Annotated in this window: 15 protein-coding genes and 1 pseudogene; 9 read left to right on the plus strand and 7 right to left on the minus strand. The window is 65.3% G+C overall.

The annotated features are described in order from the left end of the window. Nucleotides 1-119 precede the first annotated feature (119 nt). Genes kynB through kynA form a run of 3 tightly spaced genes read left to right on the plus strand, consistent with a single transcriptional unit; the run spans nucleotide 120 to nucleotide 3024 of the window. Nucleotides 120-749 carry an arylformamidase gene (gene kynB / locus U5A57_RS18375; RefSeq protein ID WP_321913098.1) on the plus strand — a complete coding sequence of 210 codons (630 nt, stop codon included), beginning with the start codon at nucleotides 120-122 and terminating at the stop codon, nucleotides 747-749. Nucleotides 750-800: 51 nt separating this feature from the next. Further along, nucleotides 801-2051 carry a kynureninase gene (kynU, locus tag U5A57_RS18380; protein ID WP_321913099.1) on the plus strand — a complete coding sequence of 417 codons (1251 nt, stop codon included), beginning with the start codon at nucleotides 801-803 and terminating at the stop codon, nucleotides 2049-2051. 10 nt (nucleotides 2052-2061) lie between these two features. Next, the gene (kynA, locus tag U5A57_RS18385; protein WP_321913100.1) at nucleotides 2062-3024 is read left to right on the plus strand and encodes a tryptophan 2,3-dioxygenase; all 963 of its coding nucleotides are present in this window, start codon (nucleotides 2062-2064) and stop codon (nucleotides 3022-3024) included. A gap of 75 nt (nucleotides 3025-3099) precedes the next feature. Here kynA and purM read toward each other — a convergent pair whose 3' ends face one another. After that, nucleotides 3100-4161 carry a phosphoribosylformylglycinamidine cyclo-ligase gene (purM, locus tag U5A57_RS18390; RefSeq protein WP_321913101.1) on the minus strand — a complete coding sequence of 354 codons (1062 nt, stop codon included), beginning with the start codon at nucleotides 4159-4161 and terminating at the stop codon, nucleotides 3100-3102. A gap of 296 nt (nucleotides 4162-4457) precedes the next feature. Between purM and hda the strand changes: the two are divergent. The 6 genes and pseudogenes from hda to panB all read left to right on the plus strand — a co-directional run. Beyond that, nucleotides 4458-5198 (plus strand): annotated as a pseudogene (gene hda / locus U5A57_RS18395) (DnaA regulatory inactivator Hda); the annotation flags it as partial. A 608-nt stretch (nucleotides 5199-5806) separates the two neighbouring features. Beyond that, nucleotides 5807-6493, plus strand: coding sequence for an HAD family hydrolase (locus U5A57_RS18400; RefSeq protein WP_321913102.1), 687 nt, complete (start codon nucleotides 5807-5809; stop codon nucleotides 6491-6493). Then, nucleotides 6490-8121, plus strand: coding sequence for a polynucleotide adenylyltransferase PcnB (gene pcnB, locus U5A57_RS18405; RefSeq protein ID WP_321913103.1), 1632 nt, complete (start codon nucleotides 6490-6492; stop codon nucleotides 8119-8121). The genes U5A57_RS18400 and pcnB overlap by 4 nt, the downstream gene beginning before the upstream one ends. Before the next feature lie 72 nt (nucleotides 8122-8193). After that, nucleotides 8194-8733, plus strand: a complete 540-nt coding sequence (gene folK, locus U5A57_RS18410; protein ID WP_321913104.1) for a 2-amino-4-hydroxy-6-hydroxymethyldihydropteridine diphosphokinase — start codon at nucleotides 8194-8196, stop codon at nucleotides 8731-8733. Continuing rightward, nucleotides 8730-9422, plus strand: a complete 693-nt coding sequence (locus U5A57_RS18415) for a deoxynucleoside kinase (protein ID WP_321913105.1) — start codon at nucleotides 8730-8732, stop codon at nucleotides 9420-9422. Before folK ends, U5A57_RS18415 begins: the two co-directional genes overlap by 4 nt. A gap of 84 nt (nucleotides 9423-9506) precedes the next feature. After that, entirely contained in the window at nucleotides 9507-10322 is an 816-nt protein-coding gene (panB, locus tag U5A57_RS18420; protein WP_321913106.1) for a 3-methyl-2-oxobutanoate hydroxymethyltransferase, read from the plus strand. A 79-nt stretch (nucleotides 10323-10401) separates the two neighbouring features. On the opposite strand, the gene pabB is transcribed toward panB, so the two are convergent. The 6 genes from pabB to hemH all read right to left on the minus strand — a co-directional run bounded on the left by pabB (nucleotide 10402) and on the right by hemH (nucleotide 18626). Beyond that, nucleotides 10402-12297 (minus strand): aminodeoxychorismate synthase component I, encoded by a 1896-nt coding sequence (gene pabB, locus U5A57_RS18425; RefSeq protein WP_321913107.1) that lies wholly within the window; start codon nucleotides 12295-12297, stop codon nucleotides 10402-10404. A gap of 56 nt (nucleotides 12298-12353) precedes the next feature. After that, nucleotides 12354-13490 (minus strand): molecular chaperone DnaJ, encoded by a 1137-nt coding sequence (gene dnaJ / locus U5A57_RS18430; RefSeq protein ID WP_321913108.1) that lies wholly within the window; start codon nucleotides 13488-13490, stop codon nucleotides 12354-12356. A gap of 282 nt (nucleotides 13491-13772) precedes the next feature. Next, entirely contained in the window at nucleotides 13773-15731 is a 1959-nt protein-coding gene (dnaK, locus tag U5A57_RS18435; protein WP_321913109.1) for a molecular chaperone DnaK, read from the minus strand. A gap of 240 nt (nucleotides 15732-15971) precedes the next feature. Further along, nucleotides 15972-16562, minus strand: a complete 591-nt coding sequence (grpE, locus tag U5A57_RS18440) for a nucleotide exchange factor GrpE (protein ID WP_321913110.1) — start codon at nucleotides 16560-16562, stop codon at nucleotides 15972-15974. Nucleotides 16563-17113: 551 nt separating this feature from the next. Next, nucleotides 17114-17521, minus strand: coding sequence for an RNA-binding S4 domain-containing protein (locus U5A57_RS18445; protein WP_321913111.1), 408 nt, complete (start codon nucleotides 17519-17521; stop codon nucleotides 17114-17116). A gap of 37 nt (nucleotides 17522-17558) precedes the next feature. Next, the gene (hemH, locus tag U5A57_RS18450) at nucleotides 17559-18626 is read right to left on the minus strand and encodes a ferrochelatase (protein ID WP_321913112.1); all 1068 of its coding nucleotides are present in this window, start codon (nucleotides 18624-18626) and stop codon (nucleotides 17559-17561) included. Nucleotides 18627-18676 lie beyond the last annotated feature (50 nt).

Genomic DNA, 18676 nt, shown 5'->3' on the forward strand with positions numbered 1-18676 from the left:
ATTCCCGTCTTAAGACAAATTATGTGCCAACAACGGGAGTTTGCGGCGTTTTTTTCGCAAGCACATTTCGCGCAGGGTTGCCTATCATTCGAAGCATCAGGAGAGACATCGTCACCGACATGACGCAGATCAAAGACATTTCCCCGCCGATTCACCCCGAAACGCCCGTCTGGCCCGGCGACACGCCTGTGAGCGTCGAGCGCGTCTGGCGCATGGAGGCGGGCTCGCCGGTCAACGTCGCGCGCGTGACGCTGTCGCCGCACACCGGCGCGCACACCGACGCCCCGCTGCACTACGACGCCAAAGGCGCGCCGATCGGCGAAGTGCCGCTCGACACGTATATCGGCGCGTGCCGCGTGATTCATTGCGTGGGCGCAGCGCCCCTCGTGCTGCCCGAACACGTGGAAGCCGCGCTGCCCGGCATCCCGCCGCGCGTGCTGCTGCGCACCTATGCGCGCGCGCCGCAGGACCACTGGGACAGCAAGTTTTGCGCCGTCGCGCCGGAAACGATCGATCTGCTGGCCGCGCACGGCGTGCGTCTCATCGGCATCGACACGCCTTCGCTCGACCCGCAGGAATCGAAGACGATGGACGCGCATCACCGCATCCGCGCGCATGGCATGGCGATCCTCGAAGGCATCGTGCTCGACGACGTCACGCCCGGCGACTACGAACTGATCGCACTGCCGCTGAAGTTTGCGACGCTCGACGCAAGCCCCGTGCGCGCCGTGCTGCGCGCGTTGCCTTGAGCCGCCGCCGACCCAATCCCCGCTAAACCCGCCACATCACGAAACGCAGACATGAACGACCGCAACGAAGCCCTGGCAGCCGATCGCGCCGATCCGCTCGCCGCCCTGCGCGAGCAATTCACGCTCGCGGCCGGCACCATCTATCTCGACGGCAACTCGCTCGGCGTGCCGCCCTCGGCCTCGGCCGCGCGCGCGCAGGCCGTGATCGGCGGCGAATGGGGCGAAGGCCTCATCCGCAGCTGGAACACGGCGGGCTGGTTCGCCATGCCCAAGCGCCTCGGCAACAAGCTCGCGAAGCTGATCGGCGCGGCCGATGACGAAGTCGTCGTCACCGACACCATCTCGATCAATCTCTTCAAGGCGCTTTCCGCCGCGCTGCGCGTGCAGAACGCGCGCGACCCGAAGCGCCGTGTGATCGTGTCGGAGCGCTCGAACTTTCCGAGCGACCTGTACATCGCGCAAGGGCTCATCGAGCAGCTTGACCGCGGCTATGAACTGCGCCTCGTCGACGATCCTTCCGAGCTGCGCGCCGCCATCCGCGAAGACGTGGCGGTCGCGATGATCACGCACGTGAACTACCGCACGGGCGAGATGCACGACATGCGCGCGCTCACCGAGCATATTCACGCACAAGGCGCGCTCGCACTGTGGGATCTCGCGCATTCGGCGGGCGCCGTGCCCGTCGACCTGAACGGCGCGAACGCCGACTACGCCGTGGGCTGCACGTACAAGTACCTGAACGGCGGCCCCGGCTCGCCCGGCTTCGTGTGGGTGCCCAAGCGCCACCAGAGCGCGTTCTCGCAGCCGCTTTCGGGCTGGTGGGGGCATAAGTCGCCGTTCGAGATGAACCCCGTGTACCGCCCCGACGACGGCATTGCCCGCTACCTCTGCGGCACGCAGCCGATCATTTCGATGGCGCTCGTCGAATGCGGTCTCGACGTGTTCCTGCAAACCGACATGCAGGCCATCCGCCGCAAGTCGCTCGCGCTCACCGACCGCTTCATCGAACTGGTCGAGACGCGCTGCAAGGAATACGGCCTCACGCTCGTCACGCCGCGCGCTCATGCGCAGCGCGGCTCGCACGTGAGCTTCGAGCATCCGCACGGCTATGAGGTGATGCAGGCGTTGATCGCGCGCGGCGTGATCGGCGATTATCGCGAGCCGCGCGTGCTGCGCTTCGGCTTCACGCCGCTGTATCTGCGTTACGTCGATGTGTGGGACGCCGTGGAAACGCTGCGCGATGTGCTCGCCACCGAAGCCTGGCGCAAGCCCGAATTCGCCGAGCGCGGCGCGGTGACCTGAGGAGCGGCAGATGAACGATCACATGCAAGTCCCAGGCATGCCCGACGCCGGTGAAACCGCGGGTGCAACCACAGCCGCCGCACGCGGCGGATGCCCGTTCGGACACGGCGCCGTCGCGCCGACGGCGCAAGCGCCCGAACAAGCGGCGCAAGGCGAAGGCTGGCACGACGCGCAACTCGACTTCTCGAAGTCGATGAGCTACGGCGACTACCTCGCGCTCGACGCCGTGCTCAATGCGCAGCACCCGCTTTCGCCCGACCACAACGAGATGCTGTTCATCGTGCAGCATCAAACGAGCGAGCTGTGGATGAAGCTCGCGCTCTACGAGCTGCGCGCGGCACTCGCCAACGTGCATCGCGACGCGCTGCCGCCCGCGTTCAAGCAGCTTGCGCGCGTCTCGCGCATCATGGAGCAGCTCGTGCAGGCGTGGAACGTCCTCTCGACGCTCACGCCCTCCGAGTACACGGCCATGCGGCCGTACCTGGGCGCGTCGTCGGGCTTCCAGTCGTACCAGTACCGGCAGATCGAATTCCTGCTCGGCAACAAGAACGCGCAGATGCTCAAGCCGCACGAGCATCGGGGCGAGATTTTCGAGCAGGTCAAAGCGACGCTCGAAGCGCCCTCGTTCTACGACGAAGTGATTCGCCTGCTCGCGCGGCGCGGCTTTGCCATCGCACCCGAGCGCCTGAACCGTGACTGGTCGCGGCCGACCGAACACGACCCCACGGTCGAGGCGGCGTGGCTCGAGGTGTATCGCAATCCTTCGGAGTACTGGGATTTGTACGAGATGGCCGAAGAACTCGTCGATCTCGAAGACGCGTTCCGTCAATGGCGCTTTCGCCACGTGACGACGGTCGAGCGCATCATCGGCTTCAAGCAAGGCACGGGCGGCACGAACGGCGCGCCGTATCTGCGCAAGATGCTCGACGTCGTGCTGTTCCCCGAGCTTTGGCACGTGCGCACGGTGCTGTAACGCATATCGCTACGCCCAAACGAAAAATGCCCGCCATCGATGGCGGACATTTTTTTGCGCGGCAACGCGTGAAGCTTAGATCACCACGGTCTGCGCTTCGCCTTCCTTGCTTTCGCGCACCACGCCGATCTTCCACACTTGCTCGCCCGCAGCGGCCAGGAGCGCGAGCGCCGCATCGGCTTGATCCGCCGCCACGATCACGGCCATGCCGATACCGCAGTTGAATACGCGGTGCATTTCTGCATCGGCCACGCCGCCGTGCTGTTGCAGCCACGTGAAGAGCGGCGGCAGCGGCCATGCCGCGTGATCCAGCTCAGCCGTGAGGCCTTCGCGCAGCACGCGCGGAATGTTCTCGACGAGGCCGCCGCCCGTGATGTGCGCCATGCCCTTCACGGTGATGGTTTCCATCAGCTTGAGCAGCGGCTTCACGTAGATGCGCGTGGGGGCCATCAGCGCGTCGGCGAGCGAGCGGCCGTCGAAGTCGGCGGCGAGGTCAGGCTGTGCGCGCTCGATGATCTTGCGCACGAGCGAGAAGCCGTTCGAGTGGATGCCGCTCGAAGCGATACCGAGCACCACGTCGCCCGGGACGATCGTGCTGCCGTCGATGATCTTGCTCTTTTCGACCGCGCCCACCGCGAAACCGGCCAGATCGTATTCGCCGTCGGGGTACATGCCCGGCATTTCGGCCGTTTCGCCGCCGATCAGCGCGCAGCCCGACAGCTCGCAGCCTTGCGCGATGCCCTTCACGACGGTGGCCGCCGTATCGACGTCCAGCTTGCCGCAGGCAAAGTAGTCGAGGAAGAACAGCGGCTCGGCGCCCTGCACGAGGATGTCGTTCACGCTCATCGCGACGAGATCCTGGCCGACCGTGTCGTGTTTGTTCAGATGAAACGCGAGGCGCAGCTTGGTGCCCACGCCGTCGGTGCCCGAGACGAGCACGGGCTCCTTGTACTTCTTCGGCACTTCGAAGAGCGCGCCGAAACCGCCGATGCCGCCCATCACGCCTTCGCGCAGGGTCTTCTTCGCAAAGGGCTTGATGCGGTCGACGAGCGCGTCACCCGCGACCATGTCCACGCCCGCGTCGGCGTAAGAGAGGCCTTGGGGCTGATTAGCGGGGCCGGATTTCGGTTGATTCATGGGGAAGCGCCAGAAGGTCGGTAAAATGCGATTTTAACCGATTGACGGCGCCCCGCCGCCGCGGGTGGAGCGAGATTTGGAACGCGCCTCGCTTGACGCCCCACCACCGGAAACCGAGTTTTGCCGCAGAACACACTGTATTTCGCGCAGTACCCGCGTCGGGCCGCAATCTGGACCGGGATCGCGCTCGCCCTCGGCCACGTGCTGCGGCGCTCGCGGCTCAGTGATCTCCGCAGATCTCAGCGCAGTTCTCGCGAGAGCACGCTTTACTAGAACCGATTCCGTCCAGACACACCGTGCAGCGACAGTTAACGCTCGATCTCGGCACCCCGCCGCCATCGACCTTCGACAACTTCCATATCGGCGCCAACGCCGAGCTGGTCGCGCGCCTGCGCGGTCTGGACGCGGCGCTCACCGCGGGCCCGGTCGCTGATCGCACGTTCTACGTCTGGGGCGAACCGGGCAACGGGCGCAGCCATCTGCTGCATGCGCTCGCCGACGAGGCGCCGCCGGGCCACGTGCGCTATCTGGGCCCGCAAAGCGCGCTGGCCGCGTTCACGTTCGATCCGCGCGTGACGATCTACGCGGTGGACGACTGCGATTCGCTCTCGGGCGCGCAGCAGATCGCGCTCTTCAACCTGTTCAACGAGGTGCGCTCCTACCCGAGCTGCGCGCTCGTCGCGACGGGCAACGCGCCGCCCATGGGTCTCGCCGTGCGCGAGGACCTGCGCACGCGCCTCGGCTGGGGCCTCGTGTTCCACCTCGCGCCGCTCTCCGACGAAGGCAAGGCGGCGATCCTCAAGCTCGCCGCACGCGAGCGCGGCATTGCGCTCGCCGACGACGTGCCCGCCTACCTGCTCACGCACTTCCGGCGCGACATGCCGAGCCTCATGGGCCTGCTCGACGCGCTCGACCGCTTCTCGCTCGAACAGAAGCGCGCGGTGACGCTGCCCCTCTTGCGCACGATGCTCGCCAACGGCGTGGGCGATCTGGTGAGCGTAGCGAGCACGCCGGCGACGGACGATGCGCTTCCCGGTGAAGAACCGGCGCCAACGAACGAAGCGGCACAAGCGGACGAAGCGGACGAAGCAGACGAACGCGACGCGGCTCCGGATGAAGAAATCGTGGCGCAGGCGCAACTCGCCGGTCTCGATGCGCCGACCGCGCCGCCTTCGCCCGCGGCAGAGCCCGACGACGACGCCCAGCCCTACGAAGCGCCGAAAGCACCGGCCCTGCAGGCACGCGCACAGGCGCCCGTGCCCTTCGACAAACCGACCGACAACGTCGAAGGCGAATTAGGGGCCAAATACCGTCACGTCGTCCACAAGGAGTTGGGCACGGACCTCAAGGGCGAAGTCGAAGCCGACGTGAGCAACGAAATGACCGGCGAGCTGCGCGGCGATCTCGATCCGCCGGGCGGGAGCGCCGCCAGCGGGGCAAGCGTCGCCGTGAGCACCAGTGAAGCGCCGCAAGAAACATCGGCGCAAGCGCCGGCAACGCCCGATCCGTCCCACGTGCAAGACAGCGAATCGTCCGCCGCAAGCGAGACGCCTCCCGCACCCGAATCCCCCGCGGACCCCGCCGCGCCGACGCCGCCCGCCGGCGGCGGCAACGGCGTCCCCCGCTTCAAGTAAAATGAGCGCCCATGGCTAACCTTGCACTTTTTGACCTCGATCACACCCTGATCCCCACCGACAGCGACCACGAATGGGGCCGCTTCATGGTGAAGCTCGGCATTGTCGACGGCGAGCGCTTTGCGGAGCAAAACGACCGCTTCTATGCCGACTACAAGGCCGGCAAGCTCGACATCCACGCGTACCTCGTCGCCATGCTCACGCCGCTCGCGAAATATTCTCGCGCGCAGTTGAAGGAATGGCACGACCAGTACATGCACGAGGTGATCAAGCCGACCATCCTGCCGAGCGCGGTCGAACTCGTGAAGAAGCACAAGGAAGCGGGCGATCTTTGCTGCGTGGTCACGGCCACCAACGAATTCATCACGGCGCCCATCGCCGAGGTGTTCGGCGTGGACAAGCTGATCGCGTGCGAAGTCGAAACCGTGGACGGCCATCCGGCATCGGCCTTCACCGGCCGCCCGACGGGCACGCCGAGCTACCGCGAAGGCAAGATCGTGCGTGTCGAAGCCTGGCTCGCGTCGCTTGGCAAAAGCTGGTCGGACTTCGAGCACAGCTACTTCTATAGCGACTCGCACAACGACATCCCGCTGCTCGAAAAAGTCACCGACCCGATCGCCACCAACCCCGACGACACCCTGCGCGCTCACGCGCAACAAGCGGGCTGGCGCATCCTCGATTTGTTCCAAGCCCAGTGATCAAGAAACTCATCCGCAAGCTGTTCGGCCAGGACGACGCCGAAGCGGCGCAAGACACCGAAGCCCCCGCCGCCGATCCGCACACGGCCTCGCATGAAGGCGCGGCCGCCGCTGCCGGCGCGACCCGCGCGCGCCGCAAACCGGCCAGCGCGCAGAAAACGTCGAAGCCGCGCGGCAGCAAAGGCGCGCCCGATCCGGCCACGCCCGTCATCCTTTCCGCCGACGTCCACGGCATCAACCCCGCGCTCATCTCGCGCAACGCCGTGCGCGTGACCGAAGGCCTGCAGCAAGCGGGCTTCCGTGCGTTCATCGTGGGCGGCGCGGTGCGCGACCTGCTGCTCGGCGTCGCGCCGAAGGACTTCGACGTGGCCACCGACGCCACGCCCGACCAGGTGCAGAAGCTGTTCCGTCGCGCGCGCATCATCGGCCGGCGCTTCCAGATCGTGCACGTGCAGTTCGGCCAGGAAATCATCGAGGTCTCGACGTTCCGCGCGCTGGTGGACGCCCCGCCCGCCGATGCCGCGCCCGCTCCGGCGCCCGCGAAGCGCATGCGCCGCGACGAGCTCGACCGCAAGACCCACGCCGTCGATGCGAGCGGCCGTGTGCTGCGCGACAACGTCTGGGGCGAGCAGCATGAAGACGCCACGCGCCGCGACTTCACGATCAACGCGATGTACTACGACCCAGCCACGCAGACGGTGCTCGACTATCACAACGGGATGGCCGACATGCGCGCGCGCCTGTTGCGCATGATCGGCGACCCGGCCACGCGCTACCGCGAAGACCCGGTGCGCATGATGCGCGTCGTGCGTTTCGCGGCGAAGCTCGGCTTCGAGATCGAGGAGAACACGCGCGAGCCGATCACGAAACTCGCGGACCTCATCAACAACGTGCCTGCGGCGCGTCTGTTCGACGAAATGCTCAAGCTGCTGCTCTCCGGCCACGCGCTCGAGTGCCTGCGGTGGCTGCGCAAGGAAGGCCTGCATCATGGCCTCCTGCCGCTCCTCGACGTAATTCTCGAGCAGCCGCAGGGTGAGCGTTTCATCACGCTCGCGCTCTCGAACACCGACGCGCGCGTGCGCGCGGGCAAGCCGGTGTCGCCGGGCTTCCTGTTCGCCACGCTGCTTTGGCACGACGTGCAGCAGCGCTGGCAACAGTACACGGCTGCGGGCGAAATCCCGGTGCCGGCGCTGCATCGCGCGATGGACGACGTAATCGACGCGCAAACAGAGAAGCTCGCGATCCATCGCCGCTTCTCGTCGGACATGCGCGAGATCTGGGGCCTGCAGCTGCGCCTTGAAAAGCGTGGCCGCGGCGCGCTCAAGCTGCTGGAACACCAAAGATTTAGAGCAGGGTATGATTTCCTCCTGCTGCGCTGCGAATCGGGCGAACTGGACGCCGAAATCGGCCAATGGTGGACGGACTTCATTTCCGGCGACATCGCCGCGCGCGAGGCGCTGCTCTCGCAGGGCGGCAAGGAACGCTCGCCGCGCAAGCGCCGCCGCCGCGGCGGCGCGAAAAGCCGCAGAACGGGTGAAGGTGCTGCGTCGGAAGCCGACGCAGGCGGTGACGAGCAGGAAGCCAGCAGTGCAGACTATGACGGCCACACCGGTCCGCATGAGGACTGACGCCGTGCGGCGTCGCGGCAAGCCGCGATGCACATGTGTCGAACAGCAACAAAAGTCGCAGGAAGTGAAGCCATGACGGTTGCCTGGCTGGGAATTGGCGCGAATCTGGGGGATGCGCGCCAAACCCTCAAAGACGCGGTGGTGTGCCTCGCACAACAGCACACCCTCACCGTCGTCGCCAAATCGAGTCTGTACCGCACCGCGCCCATCGACGCGGGCGGCGACGACTATTACAACTGCGTCGTGAAGATCGAGACGAGTCTCGACGTTCACGCGCTGCTCGCGCTTTGCCAGCGCGTGGAGCATCACTTCGGCCGGGAGCGTCCCTTTCGCAACGCGCCCCGCACGCTCGACATCGACATCCTGATTTACGGCAGCGCCTCCATCGACGAAACCGACCTTGTCGTGCCGCATCCGCGCATGACGGGCCGCGCATTCGCACTCGTGCCGCTCGTCGAGATCGATCCCGAACTCGTGATTCCGGGCCTGGGGCCTGCCAGCGCGTTTCTCGCCGCCGTGGCCGACCAGCGCATCGAGAAGGTCAAGCCGCTGTGCCAGTGCATGGGCACAGCGCCCGCACCGGACACGCCGCCCGCCGGCAACTGCCGATGAGCACGGCCCCCCTGCCCGTCGTCAGCGCGCGCGCCACGCGGCCCGCGGCGCTCCAGTACATCGTCATCGAAGGGCCGATCGGCGCGGGCAAGACCACGCTCGCCACGCGCCTCGCCGAACGCTGGTCGATGCAGACCCTCTTCGAATCGAACGCAGACAATCCGTTTCTGGAACGCGTCTATCGCGACAGCGCGCCTTCGTCGCATGCGCTCGCCGCGCAGTTGCATATCGCCTTGCAGCGCGAGCAGCTGTCGCGCGAAGTGGCCATGCGCCGGGCAACGAACGCGCCGCTCGTCACGAACTTCCTCGCTGAACGCAACGACCTCTTCGCACGCCTCACGCTCGCTGAAGACGAACTGCCGCTGTACCGCGCGCTCGCCTCGCGTTTGACTTCGTCCGCGCCTGCACCCGACCTCGTGGTCTACCTGCAGGCGAGCCCCGAGGCGCTCTACGCGCGCATCCAGAAGCGGGCGACACCGCGCGAGCTGCCTATCTCGAGCGCCTTCCTGCGTGCGCTCTGCGACAGCTACAACGATTTTTTCTATCATTACGATCATGCGCCGGTGCTCACCGTCGGCGCGGAACATCTGGATCTGCTCGATTCCGATGCGGACCTCGCGCTCGTTGCCGAACGTATCGAGACGATGCGCGGCCGCAAGGAATCCTTCGTCAAGGGCACGTCGCTATAGCCGTTTCAACGGCTCGATCGACTCGATCGATCGAACGAGCGGCGCAGCCCCTCCCCGTTTTTCCCTTTCCCAACGGATTTCCCCATGACTTACCTGCAGGAAACGAGCCGCAGCGCGGTCACCGTGCCCAAACTCCAGGCCATGCGCGACGCCGGCGAGCGCATCGCCATGCTGACCTGCTACGACGCGAGCTTCTCGGCGCTGTGCGACCGCGCGGGCGTCGATACGGTGCTGATCGGCGACTCGCTCGGCAACGTGCTCCAGGGCCACAGCACGACGCTGCCCGTCACCATCGATGACATCGCGTATCACACGGCGTGCGTGGCGCGTGTGCAAACCAAGGCACTGATCGTTGCAGACCTGCCGTTCGGCACCTTCGGCACGCCCGAAGACGCGTTCGCGAACTCGGTGAAGCTCATGCGCGCCGGCGCGCAGATGGTGAAGATCGAGGGCGGCGAGTGGCTCGCGCCCACGGTGAAGATGCTCGTGGAGCGCGCCGTGCCCGTGTGCGCGCACATCGGCCTTACGCCCCAGTCGGTGCATGCCTTCGGTGGCTTCAAGGTGCAGGGCAAGAGCGATGCGGCCGCCACCCAGCTGATTCGCGACGCACTCGCGCTGCAGGACGCGGGCGCTCAACTCGTGGTGATCGAGGCCGTGCCCGCAGGGCTCGGCGCGGAAGTCACGAAGCAGTTGCGCATTCCGACGATCGGCATTGGCGCGGGCGTGGACTGCTCGGGCCAGGTGCTCGTGCTGCACGACATGCTCGGCATTTTCCCCGGCAAGCGGCCGCGCTTCGTGAAGGATTTCATGGCCGGTCAGCCCGATATCGAATCGGCTGTACGCGCGTATGTGCAGGCGGTAAAGGAAGGCACGTTCCCTGGCCCGGAACACGTGTTCTGATCCGGCGATTTTGCTTCGCAGAAAAAAAAGCGCGCTCCAGATTGAGCGCGCTTTTTATATGGTGCGTGCTACGGCTGCTTCATCGCTGCAAGCGCGCCGGCACCACGCCACGCAGCGCGTTCGTCAGCATCAAGGCTTCGGCGTTGAGCACATCGTCGCGCGTAAGCACGCGCTCTTGTGCGCCGAACGTCTCGTCGTCGAGCAGCACACCGCGCATCACGCCCGGCAGCACGCCCGAGGCGAGCGGCGGCGTGAACCACTTGCCGTTCAGCTTCACGAAGACGTTCGAACGGCCGCCTTCGGTCAGCTCGCCGCGCTCGTTGAAGAACAGCATGTCGAAGCCGCCCAGCGCTTCGGCCTCGCGCCATGCGCGATCGAATTCGGCGCGGCGTGTGGTCTTGCGCAGCAACAGCGCGTCGGCGGATTCGATCGGCGCAAAACCGTGGTCGGGCGCGAGCAGCACGCCCACGGTATCGTGCGCGAGCGCCGCGAGCGGCGCGCTCGTCAGCGTGGCCGCCCCGCTCTTGCCGAGCGCGAGGCGCATACGGTGCGGCGCGTGATCGTCTGCAAACGTGGCGCAAGTTTCGTCGAAGCGCGCGCGCATGGCTTGCACGTCGCATGGGAAACCGAGCCACGCAGCACTCGCCGCGAGCCGCGCGAGATGGCGCTCCACGTGGCGCACGCCGCCAGCACGTGTCGCATACATTGTTTCGAAGCATTCGATACCCGGATCGGCATCGGTCAGAAAACGGGCTTTCAAGCGGCACTCCTCGTATTCGTCGGCGGCCACGCTGTCGAGCACAATGCCCGCACCTACACCCATTTCGCCGCGCCGCGCGCCTCCCGCGCCCCTGGCAGGCGCATCGAGTGTCAACGTGCGGATCACGACCGAGAGGCAAAAGTCGCCGCAAGTCTCGTCTGCCGCCGGCGCTTCGAGCCAGCCTATCGTGCCCGTGTACAGCCCGCGCGGCGCATGCTCGAGTGCTTCGATCAGCTCCATCGTCCGATGCTTGGGCGCACCCGTGATCGACCCGCACGGAAAGAGCGCGCGCATGGCGTCGGCGAATGTCGTGCCTTCGCGCAGCGTCGCTTCCACTGTCGAGGTCATCTGCCAGACCGAAGCGTACGGCTCCACGCTGAAGAGCGCCGGCACGCGCACCGAGCCGGTTTGCGCGACGCGCGAGAGGTCGTTGCGCAGCAGGTCGACGATCATCACGTTTTCAGCGCGGTTCTTCGGATCGCTCGCGAGAAAACGCGCGGCGGCGGCGTCTTGCTGCGCGTCGGCGCAACGCGCGGCCGTGCCCTTCATGGGTTTCGCGCGCAACGTTTCGCCGCGCTTCTCCACGAATAGCTCCGGCGAACACGAGAGCACCCAACGATCGCCCGGCAACGCGATCAGCGCGCCGTAACGCACACGCTGACGCTCACGCAAGCGGCGGTAAAGCGCGAGCGGCGAACCATACGCCTCGAAGCCGAGCCGATATGTGTAGTTGATCTGATACGAGTCGCCCGCGCGCAAGGCGTCCTGCACGGCGGCGATGTCCTGCTCGAAGCGCGCGAGATCGACACCGATCGTCACGCCCGCCACGCCTGCCGGCGCGGGTGCCTCGTTGCCCTCTTGCGCCGCGAGCCACGCATCGGCCTCGTCGCGCGAGCGCTTTTCGCAGCGTTCGAACAATAAAAAACGCAGCGCGGCGTGGCCGTGCTGCGTTTCGATGGATGAAGCTGTGTCGCGTTTCGTGAATTCGAGCGCGCGCCCGAACTCGTAGTCGCCAATCACGAGCGCGTGAAGTCCCGCGTTCAGTTCAGCGTTGACTTGCGAACACACCGCGTCGAGATCCGCGGCGCGCTCGCAGGCAAGCTCGCGCACGAACCCCGTGTAGAGGCGGCTCGAGCGGTTGTCCGCAGTCGAGTCGCCGTCGTCGAGCAGCGCGAAAATTGCGGCACCCGCCGCGCCGCCAGGATTGACTGCCATTGCGCTAACTACCTGCCATTGACCTGCTTACTGCATGGTGACGCCGGAAAAGCGCATCAGTCGAAGAAGCTCTTCACGCGGTCGAACCAGCTCTTGCTCTGCGGGCTGTGGCGCGAACCGCCTTCCACGAGCGACTTTTCGAACTGCTGAAGCATTTCGCGCTGGTGATCGGTGAGCTTGACCGGCGTTTCCACCTGGACGTGCACATACAGATCGCCGGCGATGCTCGAACGCAGACCCTTGATGCCCTTGCCGCGCAAACGGAACGTCTTGCCCGACTGCGTGCCTTCGGGCACCGTGAAGGTCGCGCGGCCCGCGAGCGTCGGCACTTCGATCTCGCCGCCGAGCGCCGCCGTGGTGAACGGAATCGGCATCTGGCAGTGGAGGTCGTCGCCGTCGCGCTCGAACACCGCGTGCTGCTTGATGTGAATCTCGACGTATAGGTCGCCCGACGGTCCGCCATTGATGCCTGGCTCGCCGTTGCCGGCCGAGCGAATGCGCATGCCGTCGTCGATGCCCGCCGGAATCTTCACTTCCAGCGTCTTGGTTTCCTTCACCTTGCCCGCGCCGTGACAGTTCGTGCACGGCTCAGGAATGTAGGAACCCGTGCCGTGGCACTTCGGGCAGGTCTGCTGAATGCTGAAGAAGCCCTGCGACATGCGCACCGAACCCGAACCATGGCAGGTCGGGCAGGTTTCGGGCTTCGTGCCGGGCTTCGCGCCGGAGCCGTGACAGACTTCACAGCCGCTCCAGCCCGGTACGCGAATTTGCGTCTCGTAGCCGTGCGCCGCCTGCTCCAGCGAGATTTCCATGCTGTAGCGCAGGTCCGCGCCGCGATACACCTGCGGGCCGGCGCGCTGGCCGCCGCGTGCGCCGCCTGCGGCCTGGCCGAAGATATCGCCGAAGATGTCGCCGAAAGCGTCCGCGAAACCGCCGAAACCCTGCGCGCCGGCTCCGCCCATATTGGGATCGACGCCGGCGTGGCCGTACTGGTCGTAAGCCGCGCGCTTTTGCGAGTCCGACAGCATTTCATAGGCCTCTTTGGCCTCCTTGAAATGCTCTTCCGCATCCTTGTTGTCCGGATTGCGGTCGGGGTGGTACTTCATCGCGAGCTTGCGATACGCCTTCTTGATTTCGTCGTCGCTCGCGTTCTTCGCGACGCCCAGAACCTCGTAGTAATCCCGTTTCGCCATATCGGTTCAACGCCGGCCTCGCGCTTCACGGCGCGCGCCGGCTCCTCTTGAATGCTGGATCTCGTGACCCGTTTGCCGTTCCTTTGAACATCCGCACGGACGCTTCTTGCGCCGCGGCGGCCCCTGAAAGAGAACGGCCTCCATAAAACAAATGTGCCCGGAGAGCCGGATGGCTCGCCAGGCGCTGCAATGCTGACACGCATCGTAACCGATGCGGCCGCTTTCGTAGCACCACGACCGTTCGCTGATCAGGCAGAACGGTCATGGCCGCCACGAACCGGCTTAGTCCTTCTTGACTTCCTTGAACTCGGCGTCGACCACGTCGTCGGCGTTGTTCTGCGCGCCTTGTTCGGCTGCACCGGCCCCTGCTGCACCCGCACCCGCTGCACCGGCCGCGCCGGCTTGCTGAGCCTGCATGTCGGCGTACATCTTTTCACCGAGCTTTTGCGAAGCGGTGGACAGCGCCTCGACCTTCGCCTCGATCGTCGCCTTGTCGGCCGACGAGCTCTTCAGCGTTTCTTCGAGGTCCTTCAGTGCGGCTTCGATCTTTTCCTTTTCGGAGGCGTCGATCTTGTCGCCGTACTCGGCCACGGCCTTCTTCGTGCTGTGCACCAGTGCGTCGCCCTGGTTGCGCGCGTCGGCCAGCTCACGCAGACGGTGATCCTCTTCCGCGTTCGCTTCGGCGTCCTTCACCATCTTTTCGATTTCGGCTTCCGACAGACCCGAGTTCGCCTTGATGGTGATACGGTTTTCCTTGCCGGTCGCCTTGTCCTTCGCGCCCACGTGCAGAATGCCGTTCGCGTCGATGTCAAAGCTCACTTCGATCTGCGGCACGCCGCGCGGTGCGGGCGGAATGCCTTCGAGGTTGAACTCGCCCAGCAGCTTGTTGCCCGCCGCCATTTCGCGTTCGCCCTGGAACACCTTGATCGTCACGGCCGACTGGCTGTCGTCCGCCGTCGAGTACACCTGTGCGTGCTTGGTCGGGATCGTGGTGTTCTTGTTGATCATCTTCGTCATCACGCCGCCGAGCGTCTCGATACCGAGCGAAAGCGGGGTGACGTCGAGAAGCAGCACGTCCTTGCGGTCGCCCGACAGAACCTGGCCTTGAATCGCGGCGCCAACGGCCACGGCTTCGTCCGGGTTCACGTCACGGCGCGGGTCCTTGCCGAAGAACTCCTTCACCTTTTCCTGCACCTTCGGCATACGCGTCTGGCCGCCGACGAGAATCACGTCGTCGATGTCGCCGACCTTCACGCCTGCGTCCTTGATCGCGACGCGGCACGGCTCGATGGTGCGCTCGATCAGGTCTTCGACCAGCGCTTCCAGCTTGGCGCGCGTGATCTTCAGGTTCAAGTGCTTCGGACCCGAGGCGTCCGCCGTGATGTACGGCAGGTTGATTTCGGTCTGCTGGCCCGACGACAGTTCGATCTTGGCCTTTTCCGCAGCTTCCTTCAGGCGTTGCAGCGCGAGCACGTCCTTCGACAGGTCAACGCCCTGCTCTTTCTTGAACTCGCCGATGATGTAATCGATGATGCGCTGGTCGAAGTCTTCGCCGCCGAGGAACGTGTCGCCGTTGGTCGAGAGCACTTCGAACTGCATTTCGCCGTCAACGTCCGCGATTTCGATGATCGAGATGTCGAACGTGCCGCCGCCGAGGTCGAACACGGCGATCTTGCGGTCGCCCTTTTCGGCCTTGTCCAGACCGAACGCGAGCGCGGCTGCCGTCGGTTCGTTGATGATGCGCTTGACTTCCAGACCGGCGATACGGCCGGCGTCCTTGGTTGCCTGACGCTGGCTGTCGTTGAAGTACGCGGGAACCGTGATCACGGCTTCGGTGACCGGCTCGCCGAGGTAGTCTTCAGCGGTCTTCTTCATCTTGCGCAGCACTTCAGCCGAAACCTGCGACGGCGCGAGCTTCGAGCCATGCGCTTCGACCCATGCGTCGCCGTTGTCGTGCTTGACGATCTTGTAGGGCATCAGGCCGATGTCCTTCTGCACTTCCTTCTCTTCGAAGCGGCGGCCGATCAGGCGCTTGACTGCGTACAGCGTGTTGCGCGGGTTGGTGACCGACTGGCGCTTGGCCGGCGCGCCGACCAGCACTTCGTTGTCGTCCATGTAGGCGATGATCGACGGCGTCGTACGAGCGCCTTCCGAGTTCTCGATCACCTTGACCTGATTGCCTTCCATCAGCGCCACGCACGAGTTGGTGGTGCCGAGGTCGATACCGATGATTTTGCCCATTTTTCTCAAATCTCCAGATTTTGATCGCTGTGCGGACGCCGCTTTCGCGCTGCGCAGGTAACTGCATGCTCGAGCCGCGTTTTCCCTTGTGCGCGGCTGGCGTCCACTTCAATACGGAACTGCTGCCCAAATAAGTGCCGTTACGGCGATTTCAAGGGGTTTGGGCTATGCGTTCCATCATTTTTTTCAATTGCGGGGCCCTTTTGCTGCCTACAGGCCGTCGCATTTATTACGTTTTCATTACTTCGGTGCCGAAACGGTCACGAGCGCCGGACGCAGCACGCGGTCGGCGATCACATAGCCCTTTTGCAGCACGTTGACCACCGTGTTCGCTTCCTGCTCGGACGGCACCATCGAGATGGCCTGGTGACGGTGCGGGTCGAACTTCTCGCCAACGGGGTTGATGGCGAGGACACGGCCCTTCTCGAGCGCGCCGGTCAGCTGCTTGAGCGTGAGCTCGACGCCTTCGTTGACCTTGGCGAGGTCGTCCGAGTTATGAGCGAGCGCGGCTTCGAGGCTGTCCATGACCGGCAGCAGATGTTCGGCGAAGTTTTCGATGGCGAACTTGTGCGCCTTGGCGACGTCTTCCTGCGCGCGGCGGCGGACGTTCTCCGTCTCGGCCTTGGCCCGCACGAACGCGTCCTGCAATTCGGCGACCTTAGCCTGCGCTTCGGCCAGCGCGGCCTCGGCAAGGGCCGCGGCGTTCTGGTCCACGCCGCCTTGGGCTGCCTGCTCGGCCGCCTCAGCCGCTTGCGGCTGGGCTGCTGCTTGCGACGCCTCGTCCGCGGGCGTGGGGTTCTGGCTCGTCGGGTTCTCTTGCGTGTTTTCCATGTCGCTGAACGTCGTTGAATAGTGAAAAAGGGAACAAAGCGTCGGGCGCCGTTTCGCGGCCCTCCCTGCTACACCGGCGACCGTTGCGCCGGCGCGACATTGGCTTTGTACATTGCGACAGCACATGGGTGCCGGATCGCTTGTTTCAAGAGGCTCCCGCGGCTTTTTTATACAGAGATCAAAGCCGCGAAACTGCCTGTAACAATCATTACTGCACCGCCGCAAAAATGAAATTGAGTACGGGACATCCCTGACCTACACTCAGGAACAGGTGCTGCTCACGGCGCGTTTACCCTGAGCCTGGCACCGCACCGAATGGGCCTGCGGTCAGCAAATTTGTTTAGCGGCTTCGCTGCACATAAAAACGCTAACCGGGCCCCGAAACTGGCCGTTTTGCCGCGATCCCAAGGGGAGTACCGTGAAACTGACCTTTGCCATATCGGTGGTCGCGCTGGTACTCATCGCCGGAACTACGACCATCTGCATGTCGGGCGCCGTGAACGAAAACACGACGGAATACGGGGGCGTGCACGCTACGATGGAAGCGCTGTTCAACCCTCACGCGAAAATTTGTCGATAGTACGGCGGTCGCGTTTGGTCGGCCTGCCTTGCAACACGGCAGCCGGTTCGCGAAAGAGCCGGCGCCGCTCCTGTTCCGCCGCGCGCCTCTCGCGCCCGGCATCGGTTTCCGCGTAAAGCGTTTGCGCGATGCTGGCCGAGCCGCGCACCTCGCAAATTCCCAGCACCTGCACTTCCCACACCACGTGATCGATCTCAATTTCGACGAGGTCGCCCACGCGCACGTCCTTCGATGCCTTCACGGCGTCGCCGCCAATGCGCACGTGCCCCTTGCCTACGGCGTCCGAGGCGAGCGAGCGCGTCTTGAAGAAGCGCGCCGCCCATAGCCATTTGTCGATGCGCAGCCGCGCGCCAGGTTCAGTCGAAATCTTGTAGTTCATCAGAGGCTTTCCGCAATGCGCCGCTCAATCTGCAGGGTCACGCCACCGCACCGGCCGGCGCCGCGGCCTGCACCGGCCAGCCCTGCAGGTGTTGCGCGACAATTTCGCCCAGCGCCGCGATCCACGCGTGCGAAGCGTTCAGGCACGGGATGCGATGGAATTCCTTGCCGCCGCCGTGCAGGAATTCGTCGCGCACTTCCATGCCGATTTCCTCGATGGTTTCAAGGCAATCCGCCGTGAAACCGGGGCAGAACACGTCGGCGCGGCGCACGCCGCCGGCGCCCAGTTCCCGCAGCGTGGGCGCCGTGTACGGCTGCAGCCACTGCGCCCGCCCGAAGCGCGACTGGAAGGTCACCCGGCATTCGATCGGCGTCAGCTCCAGCGCGTGCATGAGTAGCGCGGCCGTTTGCTGGCATTGGTCGTGGTACGGATCGCCCAGATCGAGCGTGCGGCTCGGCACGCCGTGAAAGCTCAGCACGAGGCGGTCGCCCGCCGCGAAATTGGGCTTGCCGTGCGCGTGCCAGTACTGATGCACCTGGGCCGCGAGCGCCGCGATATACGCCGGATGGTCGTGGTAGCCACGCACCGTGCGAACTTCCGGCTGGTTGCGCATGCGGCGCAGCGCGACGAAGGCCGCGTCGAACGCCGTGGCCGTGGTCGACGCCGAATACTGCGGATACATCGGCACGAGCAGGATGCGTTCCGCGCCCGCCAGCTTGAGCTGGTTCAGCATCGCCGGGATGTCGGGCGTGCCGTAGCGCATCGCGTAATCGACCAGGACCGTGTAGTCGTTGATCTGCAGCAGATGGCGTAGGCCCTCGGTCTGCTTTTGCGTGTGCACGCGCAGCGGCGAGCCCTCGGGCGTCCAGACCGCCGCGTACTTCTTCGCCGACGAACGGCCGCGAAACGGCAGGATCAACGCGCGCAGGATGACCTGCCAGATCGGGGCCGGAATCTCGACCACGCGCGGATCGGACAGAAACTGCGCGAGATAGCGGCGCACGGCGCGCGGCGTGGGCGCGTCCGGCGTACCCAGGTTGATGAGCAGCACGGCGACGCGATGCGCCGCGGCGGACTGCGAAGGCCGCTCCAGGTCGAAACGCATAGGCGATCAGTGGCGCCGCGCGAGTGCGCAGCAACGGTTACACGAAACAA

The organism is Paraburkholderia sp. J11-2, assembly GCF_905220185.1.
Classification (GTDB): Bacteria; Pseudomonadota; Gammaproteobacteria; order Burkholderiales; family Burkholderiaceae; genus Paraburkholderia.